Below are 22,248 nucleotides of genomic sequence, written 5' to 3' on the forward strand. Positions count from 1 at the left end.
AATTCTACAGCGTTACACGCTGCTGTCAACACCTCATTTCCTGCTTCGATGAATTGAAGCTGGCACCGTCAAAACAACCCAACTCATTGATATTCAAGGAGTTTTCCGTTTCGACTGCACCGGAAGTGGTGCGAATTATAGGCCGTTATTACAGCGAGTCAAGCGCTAATTGAGCGACTCTATCAATTAACTTCTATATCTCCGTAAACACACCTATATAGAGGGGGCTAACGCCCCCTCTATATAGCTACAACACTCCAGACTGCCGCAAAAGCTCCAAGTCCACCGTCGTCACCCCAAGCACACGCCCCAACACCTCCTGCGTGTGCTCACCCAACAACGGCGGCGCCCTGCGATACTCCACCGGGGTTTCGGACAACCTGATAGGGCTCCCCACCTGCGGCACCAAACCTGCCAGCGCATGCGGAAGCTCAAAAGCCAGCCCCCGCGCCTGCACCTGAGGATCCGCAAACACCTGCGCCAGCTCATTGATAGGCCCACAAGGCACGCCCACCGCCTCTAGCTGCTCAACCCACTGCGCCGTCGTCTTGAATACAGTCGCCTGGCGAATAAGCGGCACCAGCACAGCACGGTTGGCAACCCGCTGCTTATTACTGGCAAAGCGCGGATCATCCGCCCAGCCAGGCTGACCCGCCACCTCAGCAAACTTACGAAACTGGCTGTCATTACCCACGGTCAGGATAAAATCGCCATCGGCCGTAGGGAAATCCTGATAAGGAACAATATTCGGGTGAGCATTCCCCAGGCGCTTGGGCGACACGCCTGTCGTCAGGTAATTCATAGCCTGATTGGCCAAGCACGCCACCTGCACGTCCAGCAGCGCCATATCGATATGCTGCCCACCGCCGTCTTGCTGACGATGAGCAAGCGCCGCCAAAATGGCGACGGTCGCGTAAAGCCCCGTCAGAATATCCGTCAGCGCAACCCCAACCTTGACCGGCCCGGCACCCTCCTCACCCTCAGGCCGACCAGTCAGGCTCATCAGCCCGCCCAATCCCTGAATCATGAAGTCATAACCAGCCCGCTTCGCATACGGGCCCGTCTGACCAAACCCGGTAATGGAGCAATAGATCAACTGCGGATTGACCTCCTTGAGCGAGGCATAATCCAGCCCATACGCCTCAAGACCACCCACTTTGAAGTTCTCGATCAAGATATCGGACTTCGCCGCCAGCTCCCGCACCAGGCGTTGGCCTTCCGGCTTGGTGAAGTCGATGGTCACCGACTGCTTATTACGGTTAGCCGACAAGTAATAAGCCGCCTCCCCCGTACTCTCCCCATAAGCATCCTTAAGGAAGGGCGGCCCCCACGCGCGCGTGTCGTCGCCATTGCCCGGACGCTCGACCTTAATCACCTCAGCGCCAAGGTCCGCCAGAATCTGCCCAGCCCACGGCCCAGCCAGTACTCGCGATAAATCCAGCACCCGCAAATGCGATAAAGCACCCATGAGCCAAGCTCCTGTTAATAGAACGCCTGAAGACCCGTCTGCGCACGCCCAAGAATCAAGGCATGCACGTCATGCGTCCCCTCATAGGTATTCACCACTTCCAGGTTAACCAGGTGACGCGCCACGCCGAACTCGTCGGAGATGCCATTGCCACCCAACATGTCCCGCGCCATACGCGCGATATCCAGCGACTTGCCGCACGAATTGCGCTTCATGATCGAAGTAATCTCAACCGCCGCGGTGCCTTCATCCTTCATCCGCCCCAAGCGTAGGCAACCCTGCAAGGCCAACGTAATCTCGGTCTGCATATCTGCCAGTTTTTTCTGGATCAACTGGGTCGCCGCCAACGGCCGACCGAACTGCTGACGATCCAGCGTGTATTGACGCGCCGTGTGCCAGCAAAACTCTGCGGCGCCCAATGCGCCCCACGAGATGCCGTAGCGTGCGGAGTTCAGGCAGGTGAATGGCCCTTTCAAACCGCGAACATCCGGGAAGATGTTCTCTTGTGGCACAAACACGTTATCCATCACGATTTCGCCAGTGATCGACGCACGCAAGCCAACCTTGCCGTGAATCGCCGGAGCGCTCAGCCCCTTCCAGCCCTTCTCCAGAACGAAGCCACGAATGTCACCCTCGTCATCCTTCGCCCACACCACAAACACATCGGCAATCGGACTGTTAGTGATCCACATCTTGCTGCCCGTCAGGCTGTAGCCGCCATCCACCGAGCGCGCACGAGTGATCATCGCGCCAGGGTCAGAACCATGGTTAGGCTCCGTCAGACCAAAACAGCCAATCCACTCACCCGACGCCAGCTTCGGCAGGTACTTTTGCTTTTGCGCCTCAGTACCGAACTCATTGATAGGCACCATGACCAAGGATGACTGCACACTCATCATCGAGCGGTAACCCGAGTCAACCCGCTCAACCTCACGAGCAATCAAGCCGTAGCTGACATAGTTCAAGCCACTGCCACCGTACTGCTCCGGGATCATCGCCCCCAGCAAGCCCGTCTCACCCATCTCGCGAAAAATCGCCGGGTCAGTCTGTTCATGACGGAAAGCTTCCAGAACACGTGGCGCCAGCTTGTCTTGAGCAAACTGCTCAGCGCTGTCACGCACCATGCGCTCTTCTTCAGTGAGCTGCTGATCCAGCAACAGTGGATCAATCCAGTTGAAGCTTGCTTTACCCGCCATGAAAGAACCCTCGCGAAATAGATCAAATGTCGTACGCCGATCCTAGGCCGCCTCTTATAAAGAGCACAAACGAGGATTCAGCACGCCGTTGTGATAATTTCTCACTCCGTGACTGCCTGAAAGGCCATTTCTGATCACCTTTAGTGAGGAAGCCGTACATGCGCCGCAAGATCCCCAGCACAACCGCCCTGATCAGCTTTGAAGCGGCCGCACGTCATGAGAGCTTCACCAAGGCCGCACACGAACTCTCCCTCACCCAAGGCGCTATTTGCCGACAGATCGCCAGCCTTGAAGAATTCCTCAGCGTAGAACTCTTCAGACGCTCCAAGCGGGGCGTAAAACTGACAGAAGCAGGCCTTTCCTACAGCCGACGGGTTGCGACGCAACTGGATGCCGTCGAACGCGACACGCTGTCCGTGATGGGACAACAAGGCGCCAACACCATTGAGCTGGCCGTTGTCCCCACCTTCGGCACGCAATGGCTATTGCCCCGCCTCAAGGATTTCCAGCAACAGCACCCCGACGTTACCGTCAACCTGACAAACCGTACGCGCCCCTTCCTGTTTGCCGACACTGACTTCGATGCAGCCATCTACTTTGGCGATGCCGACTGGTCCGGTACATCGTCCCACCGACTGATGGGCGAGAACCCGCTCCCCGTGTGCAGCCCTTCACTGCTGGGCGGCTGGCAAAACCTCAGCGCCCAGGCATTGGCCGAACTCCCCCTGCTCCAGCAAACCACCCGCCCCTACGCCTGGCGCCAATGGTTCAACGCACAGGACATGAGCGTTCCGCGCGACATGACCGGGCCACGCTATGAACTGTTTTCGATGCTGGCCCAAGCCGCGATACACGAAATGGGCGTCGCGCTGATCCCGCCCTTCCTGATTCAGCGCGAATTGGCCGAGAAACGCCTGGTTATCGCCAACCCGCACACACTGCCCAGCAACAAGGCTTACTACCTAATGATCCCGGAACGCAAAATTGAGTCCGCGTCGCTACACGCCTTTCGAGACTGGTTAATCAAGCAGGCCGCGGCCTACAGCTTGATTTGAGAAAATTAGAATCCTCAAAAATCAATGTAGTGACATATAAAAAACAACTACATATATACGCAAATGTCGCTATTTTGCACGCTTGACTTAAGTCTAACTGGACAAACCTGAAAGCCAGTAACCACGCGGCTTACAGGGTATTTCTGAAAGTTATGCAGCGATAACCAAAAGAAATGTGAAAAAAACTCGAAAACAGCCTTAAATCTCTCTAAGCCTTATAAATAAAGGCCTACAGCCGAGCGTTGCGACATTCGGTCACTGCATGACTTGTAGTTAAAAATCCGTCACCCTTCATAAGTTCTTGAAAGCCCCAAAAATCGCCAGCAGAATGCCGCGCCCCACCCAATATTTGGTGGGATCGTGCTGATCGGCCGCCCCAGTCGCACCATCCGTAGTGCGCTGGCTTTCTTATAAAAGATCACGCAGGAGATATGACGTGCACATTGGTGTTCCTCTCGAAACCCAAACGGGTGAAACGCGGGTTGCTGCAACCCCGGAAACCATCAAGAAGCTGATCGGCCAAGGCCATAAGGTGACTGTTCAAAGCGGCGCAGGTATTAATGCCAGCGTGACTGACAGCGCCTATGAAGCCGCAGGCGCAACTATTGGCAGCGCCACAGACGCCTTTGGCGCCGAGCTGATCCTTAAAGTAGTTGCCCCCAACGACAGCGAACTGGCCCTGATCAATAGCACCGCCGTGCTGATTGGCATGCTCAACCCGTTCAGCAATGAAACCATTACCAAACTGACCGAGCGTGGGATCACCGCCTTCTCGCTGGAAGCTGCCCCGCGTACCTCGCGTGCGCAAAGTCTTGATGTGCTGTCATCCCAAGCCAACATTGCCGGCTATAAAGCCGTACTGCTGGCCGCCCACCATTACCCGCGCTTCATGCCCATGTTGATGACCGCCGCCGGTACGGTAAAAGCCGCCCGTGTGCTGATTCTCGGCGCAGGCGTTGCCGGCCTGCAGGCCATTGCGACAGCCAAGCGACTGGGCGCGGTCATTGAGGCCTCAGATGTGCGGCCTGCGGTAAAAGAGCAAATCGAATCGCTGGGCGCCAAGTTCGTCGACGTCCCTTACGAGACCGACGAAGAGCGCGAATGCGCGGTCGGCGTGGGTGGCTATGCACGCCCGATGCCTGCCAGCTGGATGCAGCGCCAGGCCCAGGCCGTGCACGAGCGCGCCAAGCAAGCCGATATCGTCATCACCACCGCACTCATCCCCGGCCGCAAAGCACCGGTGCTGCTGAGCGCTGAAACCGTGGCGCAAATGAAGCCTGGCTCGGTTGTCATCGACCTCGCCGCTGCACAAGGGGGCAACTGCCCGCTGACCGTGGCCGATCAAGTGGTCGTCGAAAACGGCGTGATCATTGTCGGCCCGACCAACCTGGCCGGAGAAGTTGCCGCGGACGCATCAGCGCTGTACGCCCGCAACCTGCTGGACTTCCTCAAGCTGGTCTTCACCCCTGAAGGGCAGTTCCAGATCAACCTTGAAGACGACATCGTCGCCGCGTGCCTGATGTGCCGCGACGGTCAAGTTGTGCGCAAAAACGGCTGAGGATAAAAACAATGGAAGAGCTCATCTCCCCCGGTATCTACAACCTGATCATCTTCGTGCTGGCTATTTATGTCGGCTACCACGTGGTCTGGAACGTTACCCCCGCACTGCACACCCCGCTCATGGCCGTGACCAACGCCATTTCCGCGATTGTGATCGTCGGCGCCATGCTCGCTGCCGCGCTCACCGTCACTCCGCTGGGCAAAACCATGGGCACCTTGGCCGTCGCCTTGGCAGCCGTTAACGTATTCGGTGGATTTTTGGTCACCCGGCGCATGCTGGAAATGTTCAAGAAGAAAGCACCTAAAGCTAAAGAAGAGGTGCGCAAGCCATGAGCATGAACCTGGTCACTGTTCTCTACCTGGTTGCATCGATCTGTTTCATCCAGGCCCTTAAAGGCCTGTCGCACCCCACCACCTCGCGTCGCGGCAACCTGTTCGGCATGCTCGGCATGGCCCTGGCCGTGCTGACCACCATCGGGCTGGTGTACAAACTGGGCGCTGAAATCGCGACCACCGGCATCGGCTATGTGATTGTGGGCCTGCTCATTGGCGGCACCGCAGGCTCGATCATGGCCAAGCGCGTCGAAATGACCAAAATGCCAGAGCTCGTCGCCTTCATGCACAGCATGATCGGTCTGGCAGCGGTGTTTATCGCCATTGCCGCCGTGGTAGAGCCGCAATCGCTGGGCATCGTCAAACACTTGGGCGACGCCATCCCGGCCGGTAACCGCCTCGAACTGTTCCTGGGCGCCGCGATTGGTGCCATTACCTTCTCGGGTTCGGTCATCGCGTTCGGCAAGCTGTCGGGCAAATACAAGTTCCGCCTGTTCCAGGGCGCACCGGTACAGTTCAGCGGCCAACACAAACTCAACCTTGTGCTGGGTCTGGCGACACTGGCCCTGGGCGTGACCTTTATGCTCACTGGCAACCTCAACGCCTTCGCGCTGATGCTGGCCCTGGCGTTCGTACTGGGCGTGCTGATCATCATCCCGATTGGCGGCGCCGACATGCCGGTCGTGGTTTCGATGCTCAATAGCTACTCGGGCTGGGCGGCTGCCGGTATCGGCTTCTCGCTGAACAACTCGATGCTGATCATCGCCGGTTCGCTGGTCGGATCGTCAGGCGCCATCCTCTCGTACATCATGTGCAAAGCGATGAACCGCTCGTTCTTCAACGTGATCCTCGGTGGCTTTGGTGGCGCAGCGGACGCTGGCGGCCCTGCCGGCACACAAGAAGCACGCCCGGTTAAATCCGGCTCGGCTGACGACGCGACCTTCTTGCTGACCAACGCCGACACCGTGATCATCGTTCCGGGTTACGGCCTGGCCGTGGCACGGGCGCAGCACGCGCTTAAAGAGCTGACCGAAAAACTGACCCACCGCGGCGTGACCGTCAAGTATGCGATTCACCCGGTGGCGGGTCGTATGCCCGGCCACATGAACGTACTGCTGGCCGAGGCAGAAGTGCCTTACGACCAGGTGTTCGAAATGGAAGACATCAACTCCGAATTCGGTCAGGCCGATGTCGTGTTAGTGCTCGGCGCCAACGACGTGGTTAACCCGGCGGCCAAGAACGATCCGAAATCGCCTATCGCGGGCATGCCGATCCTCGAAGCCTATAAAGCCAAAACCGTCATCGTGAACAAACGCTCCATGGCCAGCGGCTATGCGGGCCTGGATAACGAACTGTTTTATCTGGATAAAACCATGATGGTCTTCGGTGACGCCAAGAAAGTTATTGAAGATATGGTCAAAGCCGTCGAGTAACATCGCGGCCTGGTAACACCGAGAACCCCGGCACTTAATTCGCCGGGGTTTTTTATTTCTGACTGATCCCGACCAAAGGCTCTAAATCGGCCTGCGGCATTCGACCATGGTAGCGGGACGCCGCGCTTTGAAAATGAATAGACTGCGCATCTTGCTTCCGTTGCCCGAGATAACAATCCATGTACCGTGAACGTATTCGTCTGAACTCCCTGCACGATAAGGTTATGAGCGCCGAAGAAGCCGCCGCCCTTATTAAAGACGGCATGACCGTCGGCATGAGCGGTTTCACCCGTGCCGGTGAAGCCAAAGCCGTGCCACAAGCCTTGGCCGAGCGCGCCAAGCACTCGCCGCTGAAAATCACCCTGATGACCGGCGCCAGCCTGGGCAACGACCTCGACAAGCAATTGACCGAAGCCGGCGTACTCGCACGTCGCATGCCGTTCCAGGTGGACAACACTCTGCGCAAGGCGATCAACGCCGGCAAAGTCATGTTCATCGACCAGCACTTGTCCGAAACCGTCGAGCAACTGCGTAACAAGCAACTCACCCTGCCAGACATCGCCGTCATCGAAGCCGTTGCGATTACCGAGCAAGGCCACATTGTGCCGACCACGTCGGTGGGCAACTCCGCCAGCTTCGCGATTTTCGCCAAACAAGTGATCGTCGAGATCAACCTGGCGCACAACCCGAACCTGGAAGGTCTGCACGACATCTATATCCCGACCTACCGTCCGACCCGTACACCAATCCCGTTGGTGAAAGTCGATGACCGTATCGGTAGCACCGCCATCCCGATCCCGGCCGAAAAAATCGTCGCGATCGTGATCACCAACAAGGCTGACTCACCGTCGACAGTGAGCGAGCCTGACAGCGAAACAGCCGGCATCGCCTTCCACCTGATCAACTTCCTCAAAAAAGAAGTGGATGAAGGCCGCATGACCAACAAGCTCGGCCCGCTGCAAGCCGGTATCGGCAACATCGCCAACGCGGTGATGTGTGGCCTGATCGACTCGCCGTTCGAAGACCTGACCATGTACTCCGAAGTACTACAGGACTCGACCTTCGACCTGATCGACGCGGGCAAAATGCGCTTCGCCTCGGGCAGCTCGATCACCTTGTCTGAACGTCGCAACTCCGACGTGTTCGGCAACCTTGAGCGCTACAAAGACAAACTCGTGTTGCGCCCGCAAGAGATCTCCAACCACCCGGAAGTCGTTCGCCGCCTGGGCATCATCGGGATCAACACCGCGCTGGAGTTCGACATCTACGGCAACGTCAACTCCACTCACGTGTGCGGCACGCGCATGATGAACGGCATCGGCGGCTCGGGCGACTTCGCCCGTAACGCGCACTTGGCCATCTTCGTGACCAAGTCGATCGCCAAAGCTGGTGCGATCTCCAGCGTGGTGCCAATGGTCAGCCACGTTGACCACACCGAGCACGATGTCGACATTCTGGTCACCGAACAAGGCCTGGCTGACTTGCGTGGCCTGGCGCCGCGTGAGCGCGCCCGCGTGATCATCGACAACTGTGTGCACCCAGACTTCCGTGAAGCGCTGAATGACTACTTCACCAAGGCCTGCGCCATTGGCGGCCACACCCCGCACATCCTGCGCGAGGCGTTGAGCTGGCACATCAACCTGGAAGAAACCGGGAAAATGCTGCCGTAACACGCGTGCTAGACAGCCGCCGTCGAAAACACTGTTTTCTGCGGCGGCTTTTTTATGCCTTCCTGACAAAAACTGTACTGCTGTACTGGTAATTTCTTACCCTTATCAGGGTCACTTCCCACGAAAATGACTAGAAATGCACCAACTTAGTGCCGACAGGTACAGTTGTGCTCGTTTATGGCCGTACAGCGCCTATAAACAGTTAACTGGCCCATCGCAATACAGGTGAACTGTATCTACAGAGTCTGGACGTAGAGGAGGATCATTGGCATCAGTTAAACCACTAGCCAATGCCGCCACAAGCGGAAGGATGCCATCATGGAACGTACACTCAGTTCCGATCTGTTCACCGAAAGCAATGCTGTAAACACCCAGGCTTCCATGCCTTTGCGCGTACTTGCCAACCTGATGTTGTGGCAGCGCCGTATCTCCAGCCGCCATCAATTGGCTCGCCTGGACTCGCGTCTTCTGGCTGATGCCGGTATTAGCGAAGCACAGCGTTACGAAGAGCTGAGCAAGCCGTTCTGGCGCTAACGAGCGCTCGCTGGCCCTGACCATCGGTCCACCGCCAGCACCCAGAATTGAAAAAACAAAACCCGTCGCGGGTAACCGCCGACGGGTTTTGTCGTTTGGGACGGCTATTTTTGAGCGCCAGAAGCATGACAAGTACAGTTTTATAAAAATAAGAATAGACCAGTACAATCACGAAATAGCCTGATCCAGAGCATCCTGTCTGCACCGCAAGGCAAAACATCCTTTGCGACACGCCGCCCTGCGCCTACTATTCGCCTATAACCGACTATTTTTATACGACCCTCTTCTGGAGTATCACCATGCCCACTCTTCGCCTGCTCAGCGCTGCCGCCTTGCTGACACTCGCTGCCAGCGCCAGCGCCTCCAGCTTTCTCGTGACAACCGATGCCATCGTGGGCGCCCTGAAAGCGACCTCTGACCTGACCTCCGACGCGACCGGCTCGCTGCGCAACAACAAAATCGTGCGCGAAGCCCGTGATGACGCCGCCAGTTTTGTGGCCAGCGAAGGGGCAATCCGTGGTGTGAAACTGGAAAGCGCCTTCGACGCCATTCGCCAGCAAGCGCCTCAACTGCAAGCCAGCGATGCCCAACTGGCGCAGGCAATCCTCGCAATCTGATGTTTAATGACCTGTGGGAGCGGGCTTGCTCGCGATGCAGAGCACATGGTGTCTCTGAACGGGCGCTGTGATGCTATCGCGAGCAAGCCCGCTCCCACGGGAATAGCATCAAAGATGAAGATCCCGCCACGTACTGGTTCTGACCCGACCATTACGCTAGCCTTGGGCCTCGATCACACAGAACGAGACCCATGCGTTTTTCTTTACTAGCCCTGCTTGCCCTCTGCTGGACTCAATCAGCCCACGCCTTCGACACAACCACGCAAAATACCGTGCTCACCGGCTACGTCACCAGTAAAGTGACGTCCGCGCCCTTCGATCACAAACTGCTATGTGCCGCCCAGGATGACGCTGCCGTCTTTATTGCCAGTGACGGTCAACAGCGAGGCGCGCAGTTGGAGTCAGCCTTGCGCTATCTGCGCCAGACCCAGCCTGAATTGAATGCCTCCGACCTTGAACTGGCACAAGCAATTCTCGTCCAATAAATACCCGCGTTTTCTGGAGATGTTTCATGCGTAGCCCTTTAATTGTCGCCACCCTTGGCCTGTTGCTGCTCGCCGATGTGGCGCAAGCACAGACCGTTGTGCAGACCAGTAACATCATCGTGCGCGCGTTTGGCCGCTCCATCGACTTCACCTCCGACACCACCACGTCCATTCGTGACTCTAAAGTAGTCCGTGAAGCCCACGATGACGCCGCCACTTTCGTCGCCAGCGAAGGCTCCATTCGTGGTGTGCAACTGGAGTCCGCCTTCAATACCCTGCGCGACCGCCTGCCTGAAGCGCGCAACGCCAGCGACCATGACCTCGCCGAAGCTATCCTCGCGCTGTGAAACCACTGACGGGCTGGCTCGCAGCGTGTGCCCTGCTGCTTATCGGCAGTAATGCCCACGCAGCGCTCCATCTGCAGCTCAAAACAGAGGGCCTGACACCCGCCCAGCAGCACGCCAGCCAAGCGCTGCTCGATGAAGCCATGCAAAAGCTGCCCCCGCGCTTTATCGAGCAACTGGATCGCCAGATTGTGGTCGGCTGGAGCGATGACATGCCCAGCAATGCCTACGGGCAAGCCTCGTTGGTGTCTGAGCTGGACTTGAATCGCAACCTGCTGGCCAGCCTCACCGATGGCTCGGCCGCGACTCAAAAGACCAACCGCCCCCACGGCACCGTGCGCCAGGAAATGCTCGCCACCGTTCTGCACGAGCTGACCCACCTCTATGACCGCGCCCGCCTCTGGCCTGCCGCAGACCGCACGCTCATCCAGCGCTGCGCACGGCAAAGCAACAGCACGGGGCTCATCGGCCTGCCCGACCAATGCCGTGGCCAGACCGACCGCCGCTTTACCCTCAGCGATGACCCGCGCCTGCTCGACCTCGCCGGTTGGCAGCAATACGTGGGCCGCCGTGGTGAGCGCGAGCAAGACAACCATCAGGTCGTGCGCAGCCCGGACCTGTACGAAGTCACCAACCCCAAAGAATTCGTCGCGGTCAACATGGAGTACTTCCTCCTCGACCCGGCCTACGCGTGCCGGCGCCCGGCGCTGTACCGCTACTACAAAAATCATTTCGGCTGGGCACCCGCCGCCAAAGACGACTGCCCCAAGAGCTTCCCCTTTTTGAACGCCGGCAACGACTTTGCCAAACAGCCCCTCGGCACCGTTGACCCGGAGCGTGTATACGCCGTCGACTACCTGCTGGCCGAGGCCAACCAGGAATGGGCCAGCCGCTGGGGCCACAGCATGCTGCGCCTGGTGATTTGCGCCCCCGGCCGTCCACGCGGTCCGGATTGCCGACTCGACCTGCAAGAACACTTGGTGTTGTCCTACCGGGCGTTTGTGAACGACGTACAGCTTTCAAGCTGGGACGGCCTGACCGGCGCCTACCCGTCGCGCCTGTTTGTACTGCCGCTGGCCCAGGTCATCGATGAATACACCAAGACAGAACTGCGCAGCCTCGCCTCTGTACCGCTGAACTTGAGCCGCCCGGAAATCGAAGAAGTGGTTGAGCACGCTGCCGAGATGCATTGGAGCTACGACGGCAGCTATTACTTTGTGTCCAACAACTGCGCAGTCGAGACCTTGAAACTGCTGCGCAGCGGCAGCGACAACGCGCAACTCAAAGGCCTGGACAGCATCGTGCCCAATGGCCTGCTGGAAGTGCTCAAAGCCCGTGGCCTGGCAGACACCAGCGTGCTGGACGACCCGCGTGAAGCGCTGCGTCTGGGCTATCGGTTTGATTCCTACCGTGACCGCTATCAAGCCATGTTCGACGTGCTAAAAACCCGCCTGCCAATCAAGCAGACCAGCGTTGAAGACTGGATGGCCCTGGACGCCGAGCAACGCCGCCCGTGGTTTGAAAAAGCCGACCTGCGCGCCAGCGCGGCGTTGTTGCTGCTCGAACAGGCCAGCTTCCGCCGCCAGTTGCTGCTCGCTCAAGACGAGGTCAAGCAAAAGTACCTGGGCGCACGCGGGCTTAAAGATGGCGGCATGGACAAGGCCAACAAAACCCTGCAAGAGATTCTCGCCAGCAGTGGCTTCCTTAGCCGCCCGGCCGAATTGCTCGGCAGCAGCGGCTATGGCCTGCCACAGGCCAAAGAGTGGCAAATGCTCGAGTCCGAAAGCAGCCAGCGCCAGCAACAGTTGCTACGCCTGACCAGCGATCTGGACAAAGAAGTGCGCAGCCTCCTTGAGCCGGCCCGCGCAGCAGAAATCGCCGCCACCGAAGCCAACGTCAAACAGATCGGCGAACACCTGCGCGCCATTCACAAAGCCGCAGGCGGCCTGCAACTCCCGTAGGAGCGAGCTCGCCTCGCGATCTTTTGATCTTACGCCCCCGGCACAAACTGCTTCTGCGCCGTGCCGTGAGCGATCAGCCGCGACAGGTAGTTCATTTTCTCGGCATCCTGATCCACGAAGCGGAAGGTCAGTTGCAACCAGTCGCTGTCCGGCTTGGGTTCGTACGCGACGATGGCGTGCAAGTAGCCATTCAAACGCGCCACCTCGGCCCGCTCGCCTTGCTCAAGGTCCAACACCGCACTGGCCAGGATCTGCGGTAGCTCATCGCCACGGCGCACCACCAGCAGCGCCTCCTTGAGGCTGAGCGCTTTAATCACGCAGGGCTGAATCCCCGTAGGCAAACGCAACTGCCCTTGGCCGCGCCCCGTGGGTGTATGGCTGGCCGGGCGGGCCACAGGAGCCGCTGGCGCAGCCGGTCGGCTCGGCGCGGTCGGCGTCACCACCTGCGCTTTGCCACCGGTCAAGGCGCTCAAAGAGTCGTTGGCCAGGCCGGTGCTGGTTCGCACTGGGGCGCTGGCCATTACTGCATTCAGCAAGCCGGCCTTGGTGAAGGCCTTTTTTACTTTGGTCAGCAATTGCTCGTTGGTAAACGGCTTGCTGACAAAGTCCGAAACCCCGGCCTGAATCGCCTGTATCACGTTCTCTTTATCACCACGGCTGGTGACCATGATGAACGGCAGTGCTTTAAGGCGGTCCTGTTCACGGCACCACGTCAGCAGCTCAAGGCCGGACATCTCCGGCATTTCCCAGTCACACAGCACGAGGTCAAACGGCTCGCGGGTCAGCAGTGCCTGAGCTTTGCGGCCGTTGACCGCGTCTTCGATGCGGATACCGGGAAAATAGTTACGCAGGCAGTTTTTAACCAGATCGCGGATAAACGACGCGTCATCCACCACCAACACACTGACCTTGCTCATCGACTGCTCCTTTAGAATCCTGACAACCCTGCGCCAAATGATGGCCATTTGCCAAGACCGATCAGCGCCTCGCCCCTTTTTACAGTTCGCCAAGCGCCTTAACTATAAACGCCACAAACGAAAACGCCCGGCAATGAGCCGGGCGTTTTATGTCGCAGGCAGTCTTAGTTATCGTCCGCTTGCGACTCAACATTAGCCTTGGTGCCTTCAACTTCTTCACGCATACGCTTGAGGCCCATGTGGCGCACGTCTGTACCGCGTACCAGGTAAATGACCAATTCCGAGATATTGCGTGCGTGGTCGCCGATACGCTCCAGCGAACGCAGCACCCAAATGATGCTCAACACACGCGTAATGGAACGCGGGTCTTCCATCATGTAAGTGGCCAGCTCGCGCAGTGCGGTTTTGTATTCGCGGTCGATGATCTTGTCGTACTGCGCCACCGACAACGCCAGGTCGGCGTCAAAACGCGCAAACGCGTCCAAGGCATCGCGCACCATGTTGCGCACCTGATCGCCAATGTGGCGCACCTCAACATAGCCGCGTGGCGCCTCACCTTCTTCGCACAACTGAATAGCCCGGCGCGCGATTTTGGTCGCTTCGTCACCGATGCGCTCCAGGTCGATCACCGACTTGGAGATGCTGATGATCAGCCGCAAGTCAGAGGCCGCAGGCTGGCGACGGGCCAGAATGCGCAGGCATTCCTCGTCGATGTTGCGCTCCATCTGATTGATCTGCTCGTCGATCTCACGCACTTGCTGAGCCAGCCCGGAGTCAGCCTCAATCAACGCCGTGACCGCGTCATTAACCTGTTTCTCGACCAGCCCGCCCATGGCCAACAAGTGGCTGCGTACTTCTTCGAGTTCCGCGTTGAATTGCGCGGAAATGTGATGGGTGAGGCCATCCTTTGAAATCATGGGTTTGCTCCGCAAAAGCTGTGAGCTGCAAGCCATAAGCCGCAAGCTATCTCTGTCATTCCACCAAGCTGCTTTAACTTGCCGCTTGAAGCTAAAAGCTTGCCGCTGCTACTAACCATAGCGCCCGGTAATGTAGTCTTCGGTCTGTTTTTTGGCCGGGTTGGTGAACAGGGTATCGGTGTCGCCGTATTCAACCATTTTGCCCATGTACATGAACGCGGTGTAGTCCGAAACCCGGGCCGCCTGTTGCATGTTGTGGGTCACGATGACGATGGTGAATTTGGACTTGAGCTCGTAGATCAGTTCTTCGACTTTCAGCGTCGAAATCGGGTCGAGCGCCGAGCACGGCTCATCGAGCAGCAACACTTCAGGTTCAACAGCGATGGTACGGGCAATCACCAGACGCTGCTGCTGACCACCGGACAAGCCCAGTGCCGACTCGTGCAGACGGTCTTTTACTTCGTCCCACAAAGCCGCGCCTTTAAGTGCCCACTCCACCGCTTCGTCGAGCACGCGCTTTTTGTTGATGCCCTGGATGCGCAGGCCGTACACCACGTTTTCGTAGATGGTCTTGGGGAACGGGTTCGGCTTCTGGAACACCATGCCCACACGACGGCGCAGCTCGGCCACGTCTTCGCCCTTGCGGTAGATGTTGTGGCCATACAGGTTGATTTCGCCTTCCACCCGGCAACCGTCAACCAGATCGTTCATGCGGTTAAAGGTACGCAGCAAGGTGGACTTGCCGCAGCCCGACGGGCCGATAAACGCTGTAACCCGCTGTTTCGGAATGTTCAGGCTGACGTCGTACAGTGCTTGTTTTTCGCCGTAGTACAGGTTCAGGCCCGGCACTTCAATGGCGACGGTTTCGTCAGCCAGGCTCAGGCTCTGTTTGCTGCGACCCAAGGCTGACATGTTAACGCCGTGGGTTGAGGAATCATGCTGCATGGGTTGCTCCATACGCTAAATATTCGTTTTGGCTATCTATGGTCACTAAAAAGGGCCAGTGGTATGCCAGATTCTGTGGGAGCGGGCTTGCTCGCGATTCAGGCGGCTCGCTCTAATCTTGAAACCGCAGAGATGCCATCGCGAGCAAGCCCGCTCCCACACTTAAGATTCCGTTATCAATCAGCTATCCAGCGCCTTGTACTTCTCGCGCAGGTGGTTACGGATCCACACCGCCGACAGGTTCAGGGTCGCGATCACCAGCACCAGCAGCAGCGCGGTGGCGTACACCAGCGGGCGGGCGGCTTCAACGTTGGGGCTCTGGAAGCCCACGTCATAAATGTGGAAGCCCAGGTGCATGATCTTCTGGTCAAGGTGCAAGTAAGGGTAGTTGCCATCCAGCGGCAACGACGGCGCCAGTTTGACCACGCCCACCAGCATCAGCGGCGCCACCTCACCCGCGGCGCGGGCCACGGCCAGGATCAGGCCGGTCATCATGGCCGGGCTGGCCATCGGCAGCACGATCTTCCACAAGGTCTCGGCCTTGGTCGCACCCAGGGCCAATGAACCTTCACGGACGGTACGCGGGATACGCGCCAGCCCTTCTTCTGTGGCCACAATCACCACCGGCACCGCCAGCAGCGCCAGGGTCAACGACGCCCACAACAGCCCCGGCGTACCGAACGTCGGCGCCGGCAAGGCTTCGGCAAAGAACAGCCGGTCAACCGAACCGCCCAACACGTACACAAAGAAGCCCAGGCCAAACACCCCGTACACAATGGCCGGTACGCCTGCGAGGTTGTTGACCGCGATACGGATGACCCGAGTCAGGGTGTTTTGCTTGGCGTATTCACGCAGGTACACCGCAGCAAGAACGCCGAACGGGGTCACGATCACGGCCATGATCAAGGTCATCATCACGGTGCCGAAAATCGCCGGGAAGATCCCGCCCTCAGTGTTGGCTTCGCGTGGGTCCTGGCTCAAAAACTCCCAGATATTGCTGAAATACATGGCCAGCTTCTGCCAGCTGTTCATGTTGTTCGGCTGGTAAACCTTGACCACTTTGCCGATGTTGATCTCCAGCTCTTTGCCGTTGGCATCACGGGCCGTGAGGCTGTCGCGGTTGAACTGTGCATGCAAGTCGGCCAAGCGGTCTTCAACCGCTTTATAGCGTGCGTTCAGCTCGGCACGCTCGGCGTCCATGTCTGCTTGTGCGGTGGCATCCAGCTTGCCCGCCAGCTCCAGTTTGCGGCCGTGCAAACGAATGCGCTCCAGCCCGGCGTTGATGGCGCCAATGTCTTTCTTTTCCAGCTGGCTGAGTTGCGCTGCCAGCGCATTAACGCGTTTGACCCGCGCCTTCAGCTCGGGCCAGGCCGCAGCACCTTCGGCCACCACCTGACCGTTTTCTTTCACGTTGACCAGGTAACCGTAGAAATTACCCCACTCGCGACGCTCAATCGCCATCAGCTCTGGCGGCGTGCTTTCGCCGGTCAACCACTCACCCACCACCCAGGTAAAGTCGTTGCCGTTGAGGTCGCGGTTACCCACCTTGATCAGCTCACGCGTCATGAACTCCGGGCCTTGCTCAGGCACAGGCAAGCCCGCACTTTTCAGGCGCTCACGGGGCACTTCTTCTTTTTGCACCACTTCGCCGATCACCAGGTGATCAGCACTGCCTGGCACGTTGTACTGCGCATGTATCAGGTCGGCTGGCCAAAAGTGGCCCAGACCGCGCACGGCAATAACCGACAGCAAACCGATAGTCATGATGACCGCGATGGTCACCGCACCACCGCTGATCCAGACGCCGGGGGCGCCGCTCTTGAACCAGCTTTTGAGGGAGTTCTGCTTCACAGACTTCTACCTTCCTTAAAGCGACGAATATTTCTTGCGCAGACGCTGACGGATCAGCTCGGCAAGAGTGTTCATAACAAAGGTGAACAACAGCAGCACCAGCGCCGAGAGGAACAGCACGCGGTAATGACTGCCGCCCACCTCCGACTCCGGCATCTCCACCGCTACGTTCGCCGCCAAGGTGCGCAAGCCTTCGAACAGGTTCAGTTCCATGACCGGGGTGTTACCCGTGGCCATCAAAACAATCATGGTCTCGCCAACCGCACGGCCCATGCCGATCATCAAGGCAGAGAAAATCCCCGGGCTGGCCGTCAGGATGACCACGCGGGTCATGGTTTGCCACGGCGTAGCGCCCAGCGCCAGCGAGCCCAGCGTCAGACCGCGCGGCACGCTGAACACGGCGTCTTCAGCAATCGAGTAGATGTTCGGGATCACCGCAAAGCCCATCGCCAGGCCCACCACCAATGCGTTTCGCTGGTCGTAGGTGATGCCCAGGTCGTGGGAGATCCACAGGCGCATGTCGCCGCCGAAGAACCAGGCTTCCATGTACGGGCTCATGTACAGCGACAGCCCACACACCAGCAGCACCACAGGAATCAGAATGATCGTTTCCCAGCCTTCCGGGATCCGCAAACGAATGGACTCCGGCAGGCGGCTCCAGCCAAAGCCCGCCAGCAGAATGCCCACCGGCATCAGCACCAGCAGGCTGAAAATACCCGGCAAGTGGCCTTCTACATACGGCGCCAGGAACAGGCCGGCGAAGAAGCCCAGAATCACCGTCGGCATGGCTTCCATCAGTTCGATCACCGGCTTGACCTTGCGGCGCAGGCTCGGGGCCATGAAGTAAGCGGTATAGATCGCTGCGGCAACGGCCAGCGGTGCGGCCAGCAGCATGGCGTAGAACGCCGCCTTCAAGGTCCCGAAGGTCAACGGCGCCAGGCTCATCTTCGGTTCGAAGTCGGTGTTGGCAGCGGTGGATTGCCACACGTATTTAGGTGCGTCGTAGTTCTCGTACCAGACCTTGCTCCACAGCGCGCTCCAGGACACTTCCGGATGCGGGTTCTTCAAGAACAGCGGGAGCAACTTGCCGCCCTCTTCCACGATGATGCGGTTCGCACGTGGCGACAGCGCCATGATGCCAGGGCCTTCAGCGACCTTTTCTACTAATAAAGTGCGATGCGCAGTGCTATGGAACACGCCAATCTCACCGGCCGCGTCCAGAGCCAAAAAGCCTTTGCGGCGCTGCTCGGCGGTAATTTCAACAATCGGCGAGGTGCCCATCTGGAAGCTGCGGATGTGCTTGAAACGCAGCTCGCCGTCCGAATCACGGGCCATAAACCACTGGCTCAATCCGCCTTTCGAATCACCAAAAATCAGCGAGATCCCACCGACCAATTGCGTGCTGGCGGTGATTTCGGTGTTGGCGTCTTCCAGCAGTTTGTAACGGCCATTAAGGCTCTTGTCGCGCAAGCTGAACACGTCCGCCTGGGCCCGCCCGTTGACCACATACAGCCATTGCTGACGCGGGTCGATATACAGCGCCTTGACCTTCTCGGTCATCTGCGGAAGGTCGATGCGGCTTTCGGACTTGGTGACCTCGCCGGTCATCATGTTCTCTTCGCTGGTCAGCGTGACGACGTTCAGTTGCGAGCCTGTAGACCCCGCCAGCACGACGGTGGAGTCGTTCACGTTGAGGTTCACGTGATCCAGCGCGAGGCCGCGCGGGTCAAGGGTGATCGGCGCATCGCCATACGGGTATTCAATGGCCGGGGTGATGGTCTTTTTGCCATCCGGATAACTGACTTTATAGGTGTGCCGGAACACCAGCGCCTGACCATTGGACAAGCCCAACACCACCACCGGGCTACCCGGCTGGTCTTCACCGAGCGAAGTCACGTGGGTATCGACCGGCAGCGGCAGGTTAACCCGCGACAGTTCGCTGCCATCCTTGACGCTAAAGAACAGCACCATGCCCTTGTCCGACACGCGCATACCGACCTGATTCTGCTCTTCAACCGAGAGCATCAGGGGCTTGCCAGCGTCTTGCATCCACACCGGCGTTATCGCCGTTTTGGCGGTCAGGTCAGCGCCCTGGAACAGCGGGTACACCACATAGCCCAGGAAGAAGAAAATCAGCGTGATGGCGCCCAGCACGGCAAGGCCGCCAATAAACACATACCAACGGGTCAGATGATCTTTGAGCGCACGGATGCGACGCTTGCGTTTGAGTTCAGGCGTATTGAAATCAATGCGCTTGGGAGCGGAGGTCGAAGTCATTCGGGAATTGGCCAGATCATTCATGCGCACACCCTAGCGGGCCTGTATGACAAAAAGATGACAAATCAGTGACGCAAAAAACCGCTGACCAGCGGACCTGGTAGCGGAACGAAAATGCAGCGAACCGGTAGTCGCTACCGCAGGCTACGATGAGTCTCTCAAGACCTCAAGGCAACGGCTAGCACCGTAACCTCATCGCAGCCTGCTGCATAGCAGAAGGCTTAGTTGCCTTCTTTCAGACCCAGGTCAGCCAAGGCTTTTGCAGCCACTTTAGCCGGCAGCGGGATGTAGCCGTCTTTCACGACCACTTCCTGACCTTGCTTGGACAGGACCAGCTTGATGAACTCGGCTTCCAGCGGGTTCAGCGGCTTGTTAGGCGCCTTGTTCACGTACACGTAAAGGAAACGCGACAGCGGGTATTTGCCGTTCAGTGCGTTTTCTTCGGTGTCTTCGATGAAGTCAGTGCTGCCTTTTTTGGCCAGTGCGACGGTCTTCACGCTAGCGGTTTTGTAACCGATGCCCGAGTAACCGATGCCGTTCAGCGAGGAGCTGATGGACTGCACAACCGACGCCGAGCCTGGTTGCTCGTTCACGTTAGGCTTGTAGTCACCTTTGCACAGGGCTTCTTCTTTGAAGTAGCCATACGTGCCGGATACCGAGTTACGGCCAAACAGCTGAACCGGCTTGTTGGCCAGGTCGCCTTTGACACCCAGGTCGCCCCAGGTCTTCACGTCATCTTTAGCGCCGCACAGACGAGTCGACGAGAAAATCGCGTCCACTTGTTCCATGGTCAGGTGCTGGATCGGGTTGTCCTTGTGCACGAACACCGCCAGGGCATCCACAGCCACCGGCACGGCGGTTGGCTTGTAGCCGTACTTCTGCTCGAAAGCAGCCAGTTCGGTGTCCTTCATTTTGCGGCTCATCGGGCCCAGGTTAGAGGTGCCTTCCGTCAGCGCAGGTGGCGCGGTGGCAGAGCCAGCGGCCTGAATCTGGATGTTTACGTTTGGATATTCTTTCTTGTAAGCCTCAGCCCACAATGTCATCAGGTTCGCCAGGGTATCGGAACCAACGCTGGACAGGTTGCCAGACACACCGGTGGTCTTGGTGTAAGCCGGGATAGTCGGATCTACACCCGTCGCAACTGCGTTAGCAGCCGCAACGCCCGCGGCGACAAAAGTCAGGGCCGCCATCACACGCTTCAGTTTCATGCCTTACTCCTAGCAAACCGGGTTAGATGAATCGGGGGCCAGTATCAGCAGGCCTGATGAACACTCTATGAACCGATTGTGACAATTAGATGAAATGCCATCATTGAGCCATAAATGATGGCACTTATCGAGACTGCTAAAAGGCGTGGAGCTTAAGCCGCGTGATCAGCGCCCCTTTTTCCACAGATAAGCGCCCACACACAGGCCCATCAGAGAAATAATCGCCACGTAATACGCCGGGCCCATCGGGCTTTCCTTGAGCAACAAGGTCACGGCCATGGGCGTCAGGCCGCCGAAGATTGCGTAGGCCAGGTTGTACGAGAACGACAAACCGCTGAAACGGATCACAGGTGGGAAGGCTTTAACCATGACATACGGCACCGCGCCGATGGTGCCTACAAACAAACCGCTCAAGGCATACAGCGGGAATAGCCAATCCGGGTGCTGCAACAGGCTGTGATAGAAGGTCCACGACGTGATCAACAGCGCAGCGCAGCCCACTACAAAAACCTTGCCCGCGCCAAAGCGATCAGCCAGGGCACCCGAGGCGATACATCCCAGGCTCAGGAACACAATGGCCAGGCTGTTGGCTTGTAATGAAGTGGTGGCCGGGAAGCCATACACGGTTTGCAACACAGTCGGGGTCATCAAGATGATCACGATGATCCCGGCAGACAGCAGCCAGGTCAGCAGCATCGAAATCACAATGGCGCCACGGTGGTCACGCAATACCGTTTTAAGCGGTACTTCTTCGGCCAGCGCCTTGCGCAGTTGCAGCTCGGCAAACACCGGGGTCTCGTGCAGCCAGCGGCGCAGGTACACCGCAAACAAACCGAACACACCGCCCAACAGGAATGGAATTCGCCAGGCGAAGTCCGAGACTTCGGCCGGGGTGTAGATCGAGTTGATGGCGGTTGCCACCAACGAGCCCAGCAGAATACCGGCCGTCAAGCCGCAGGTCAGGGTGCCGCAGGCGTAGCCAACGTGACGCGCCGGCACGTGTTCCGAAACAAAAACCCATGCCCCCGGCACTTCACCACCAATGGCCGCGCCCTGGATCACCCGCATCAGCAGCAACAGGATCGGCGCCAGCATGCCGATCTGCTCATACGTTGGCAGCAACCCCATGATCAGGGTCGGCACGGCCATCATGAAAATGCTCAAGGTAAACATCTTTTTACGGCCCAGCAGGTCGCCGAAGTGCGCCATGACGATGCCACCCAAAGGACGCGCCAGGTAACCCGCGGCAAAAATGCCAAAGGTCTGCATCAGGCGAAGCCACTCGGGCATGTCAGCCGGGAAAAACAGCTTCCCGACGACCGTGGCGAAGAACACAAAGATGATGAAATCGTAAAACTCCAGCGCACCGCCCAGAGCGGACAACGACAAGGTTTTGAGGTCATTACGCGACAACGGTCGCGAGGGGGGTGCGGCACTGGAAGGCTCAGTGATCATGAGGTATGGCTTCTCTTATTAG

At 58.3% G+C, this 22,248-nt stretch carries 19 protein-coding genes; 10 read left to right on the forward strand and 9 right to left on the reverse strand.

What is annotated here, in order from left to right:
* Window positions 1–247: 247 nt before the first annotated feature.
* Both GHO25_RS16080 and GHO25_RS16085 read right to left on the reverse strand, forming a co-directional pair.
* Window positions 248–1,468 carry a CaiB/BaiF CoA-transferase family protein gene (locus tag GHO25_RS16080; protein ID WP_153391233.1) on the reverse strand — a complete coding sequence of 407 codons (1,221 nt, stop codon included), beginning with the start codon at window positions 1,466–1,468 and terminating at the stop codon, window positions 248–250.
* 14 nt (window positions 1,469–1,482) lie between these two features.
* Window positions 1,483–2,664, reverse strand: a complete 1,182-nt coding sequence (locus tag GHO25_RS16085) for an acyl-CoA dehydrogenase (protein WP_048373804.1) — start codon at window positions 2,662–2,664, stop codon at window positions 1,483–1,485.
* A gap of 158 nt (window positions 2,665–2,822) precedes the next feature.
* Between GHO25_RS16085 and gcvA the strand changes: the two genes are divergently transcribed.
* From gcvA to GHO25_RS16135, 10 genes are all read left to right on the forward strand, one after another.
* Window positions 2,823–3,719, forward strand: a complete 897-nt coding sequence (gcvA, locus tag GHO25_RS16090; RefSeq protein WP_048373802.1) for a transcriptional regulator GcvA — start codon at window positions 2,823–2,825, stop codon at window positions 3,717–3,719.
* A gap of 436 nt (window positions 3,720–4,155) precedes the next feature.
* The gene (locus GHO25_RS16095; protein ID WP_178110109.1) at window positions 4,156–5,277 is read left to right on the forward strand and encodes a Re/Si-specific NAD(P)(+) transhydrogenase subunit alpha; all 1,122 of its coding nucleotides are present in this window, start codon (window positions 4,156–4,158) and stop codon (window positions 5,275–5,277) included.
* Between the two features lie 11 nt (window positions 5,278–5,288).
* Entirely contained in the window at window positions 5,289–5,612 is a 324-nt protein-coding gene (locus tag GHO25_RS16100; protein ID WP_003438157.1) for an NAD(P) transhydrogenase subunit alpha, read from the forward strand.
* A complete protein-coding gene (locus GHO25_RS16105) occupies window positions 5,609–7,045 on the forward strand; it encodes an NAD(P)(+) transhydrogenase (Re/Si-specific) subunit beta (RefSeq protein ID WP_048373797.1) in 1,437 nt (478 codons plus the stop codon). Before GHO25_RS16100 ends, GHO25_RS16105 begins: the two co-directional genes overlap by 4 nt.
* Window positions 7,046–7,224: 179 nt before the next feature.
* On the forward strand, window positions 7,225–8,715 hold the full coding sequence (locus GHO25_RS16110) for an acetyl-CoA hydrolase/transferase family protein (RefSeq protein ID WP_048373796.1): 1,491 nt from the start codon (window positions 7,225–7,227) through the stop codon (window positions 8,713–8,715).
* 318 nt (window positions 8,716–9,033) lie between these two features.
* Entirely contained in the window at window positions 9,034–9,249 is a 216-nt protein-coding gene (locus GHO25_RS16115) for a DUF1127 domain-containing protein (protein ID WP_048373794.1), read from the forward strand.
* Between the two features lie 299 nt (window positions 9,250–9,548).
* Complete coding sequence (locus GHO25_RS16120; protein ID WP_048373793.1) at window positions 9,549–9,866, forward strand: DUF2388 domain-containing protein; 318 nt, start codon at window positions 9,549–9,551, stop codon at window positions 9,864–9,866.
* A gap of 191 nt (window positions 9,867–10,057) precedes the next feature.
* A complete protein-coding gene (locus GHO25_RS16125; protein WP_123750565.1) occupies window positions 10,058–10,351 on the forward strand; it encodes a DUF2388 domain-containing protein in 294 nt (97 codons plus the stop codon).
* Between the two features lie 26 nt (window positions 10,352–10,377).
* Complete coding sequence (locus tag GHO25_RS16130) at window positions 10,378–10,698, forward strand: DUF2388 domain-containing protein (protein ID WP_048390771.1); 321 nt, start codon at window positions 10,378–10,380, stop codon at window positions 10,696–10,698.
* Window positions 10,695–12,656, forward strand: coding sequence for a DUF4105 domain-containing protein (locus GHO25_RS16135; protein ID WP_178110110.1), 1,962 nt, complete (start codon window positions 10,695–10,697; stop codon window positions 12,654–12,656). Before GHO25_RS16130 ends, GHO25_RS16135 begins: the two co-directional genes overlap by 4 nt.
* Window positions 12,657–12,685: 29 nt before the next feature.
* On the opposite strand, the gene GHO25_RS16140 is transcribed toward GHO25_RS16135, so the two are convergent.
* From GHO25_RS16140 to GHO25_RS16170, 7 genes are all read right to left on the reverse strand, one after another.
* Window positions 12,686–13,573, reverse strand: coding sequence for a response regulator (locus GHO25_RS16140; protein ID WP_153329971.1), 888 nt, complete (start codon window positions 13,571–13,573; stop codon window positions 12,686–12,688).
* Between the two features lie 164 nt (window positions 13,574–13,737).
* A complete protein-coding gene (gene phoU, locus GHO25_RS16145) occupies window positions 13,738–14,490 on the reverse strand; it encodes a phosphate signaling complex protein PhoU (RefSeq protein WP_048373785.1) in 753 nt (250 codons plus the stop codon).
* Between the two features lie 111 nt (window positions 14,491–14,601).
* Window positions 14,602–15,435 carry a phosphate ABC transporter ATP-binding protein PstB gene (pstB, locus tag GHO25_RS16150; protein WP_048373783.1) on the reverse strand — a complete coding sequence of 278 codons (834 nt, stop codon included), beginning with the start codon at window positions 15,433–15,435 and terminating at the stop codon, window positions 14,602–14,604.
* A gap of 180 nt (window positions 15,436–15,615) precedes the next feature.
* A complete protein-coding gene (gene pstA, locus GHO25_RS16155) occupies window positions 15,616–17,286 on the reverse strand; it encodes a phosphate ABC transporter permease PstA (RefSeq protein WP_178110111.1) in 1,671 nt (556 codons plus the stop codon).
* Window positions 17,287–17,301: 15 nt separating this feature from the next.
* Entirely contained in the window at window positions 17,302–19,587 is a 2,286-nt protein-coding gene (locus tag GHO25_RS16160) for an ABC transporter permease subunit (RefSeq protein ID WP_048373780.1), read from the reverse strand.
* Window positions 19,588–19,784: 197 nt separating this feature from the next.
* Window positions 19,785–20,771, reverse strand: a complete 987-nt coding sequence (locus GHO25_RS16165; protein ID WP_048373778.1) for a phosphate ABC transporter substrate-binding protein PstS family protein — start codon at window positions 20,769–20,771, stop codon at window positions 19,785–19,787.
* 165 nt (window positions 20,772–20,936) lie between these two features.
* Window positions 20,937–22,226, reverse strand: coding sequence for an MFS transporter (locus GHO25_RS16170; protein WP_048373771.1), 1,290 nt, complete (start codon window positions 22,224–22,226; stop codon window positions 20,937–20,939).
* Window positions 22,227–22,248: the final 22 nt, after the last annotated feature.

It is taken from the genome of Pseudomonas sp. FSL R10-1350, assembly GCF_009600525.1.
Classification (GTDB): domain Bacteria; phylum Pseudomonadota; class Gammaproteobacteria; order Pseudomonadales; family Pseudomonadaceae; genus Aquipseudomonas; species Aquipseudomonas helleri.

What these genes read in the sequence shown, in the direction of transcription:
- GHO25_RS16080 (WP_153391233.1), bottom strand. Translation starts at nt 1,468, where the DNA reads ATGGGTGCTTTATCGCATTTGCGGGTGCTGGATTTATCGCGAGTACTG.
- GHO25_RS16130 (WP_048390771.1), top strand. Translation starts at nt 10,378, where the DNA reads ATGCGTAGCCCTTTAATTGTCGCCACCCTTGGCCTGTTGCTGCTCGCC.
- GHO25_RS16125 (WP_123750565.1), top strand. Translation starts at nt 10,058, where the DNA reads ATGCGTTTTTCTTTACTAGCCCTGCTTGCCCTCTGCTGGACTCAATCA.
- GHO25_RS16140 (WP_153329971.1), bottom strand. Translation starts at nt 13,573, where the DNA reads ATGAGCAAGGTCAGTGTGTTGGTGGTGGATGACGCGTCGTTTATCCGC.
- GHO25_RS16085 (WP_048373804.1), bottom strand. Translation starts at nt 2,664, where the DNA reads ATGGCGGGTAAAGCAAGCTTCAACTGGATTGATCCACTGTTGCTGGAT.
- phoU (WP_048373785.1), bottom strand. Translation starts at nt 14,490, where the DNA reads ATGATTTCAAAGGATGGCCTCACCCATCACATTTCCGCGCAATTCAAC.
- GHO25_RS16160 (WP_048373780.1), bottom strand. Translation starts at nt 19,587, where the DNA reads ATGAATGATCTGGCCAATTCCCGAATGACTTCGACCTCCGCTCCCAAG.
- GHO25_RS16105 (WP_048373797.1), top strand. Translation starts at nt 5,609, where the DNA reads ATGAGCATGAACCTGGTCACTGTTCTCTACCTGGTTGCATCGATCTGT.
- GHO25_RS16170 (WP_048373771.1), bottom strand. Translation starts at nt 22,226, where the DNA reads ATGATCACTGAGCCTTCCAGTGCCGCACCCCCCTCGCGACCGTTGTCG.
- GHO25_RS16120 (WP_048373793.1), top strand. Translation starts at nt 9,549, where the DNA reads ATGCCCACTCTTCGCCTGCTCAGCGCTGCCGCCTTGCTGACACTCGCT.
- GHO25_RS16165 (WP_048373778.1), bottom strand. Translation starts at nt 20,771, where the DNA reads ATGAAACTGAAGCGTGTGATGGCGGCCCTGACTTTTGTCGCCGCGGGC.
- GHO25_RS16110 (WP_048373796.1), top strand. Translation starts at nt 7,225, where the DNA reads ATGTACCGTGAACGTATTCGTCTGAACTCCCTGCACGATAAGGTTATG.
- gcvA (WP_048373802.1), top strand. Translation starts at nt 2,823, where the DNA reads ATGCGCCGCAAGATCCCCAGCACAACCGCCCTGATCAGCTTTGAAGCG.
- pstB (WP_048373783.1), bottom strand. Translation starts at nt 15,435, where the DNA reads ATGCAGCATGATTCCTCAACCCACGGCGTTAACATGTCAGCCTTGGGT.
- GHO25_RS16100 (WP_003438157.1), top strand. Translation starts at nt 5,289, where the DNA reads ATGGAAGAGCTCATCTCCCCCGGTATCTACAACCTGATCATCTTCGTG.
- GHO25_RS16115 (WP_048373794.1), top strand. Translation starts at nt 9,034, where the DNA reads ATGGAACGTACACTCAGTTCCGATCTGTTCACCGAAAGCAATGCTGTA.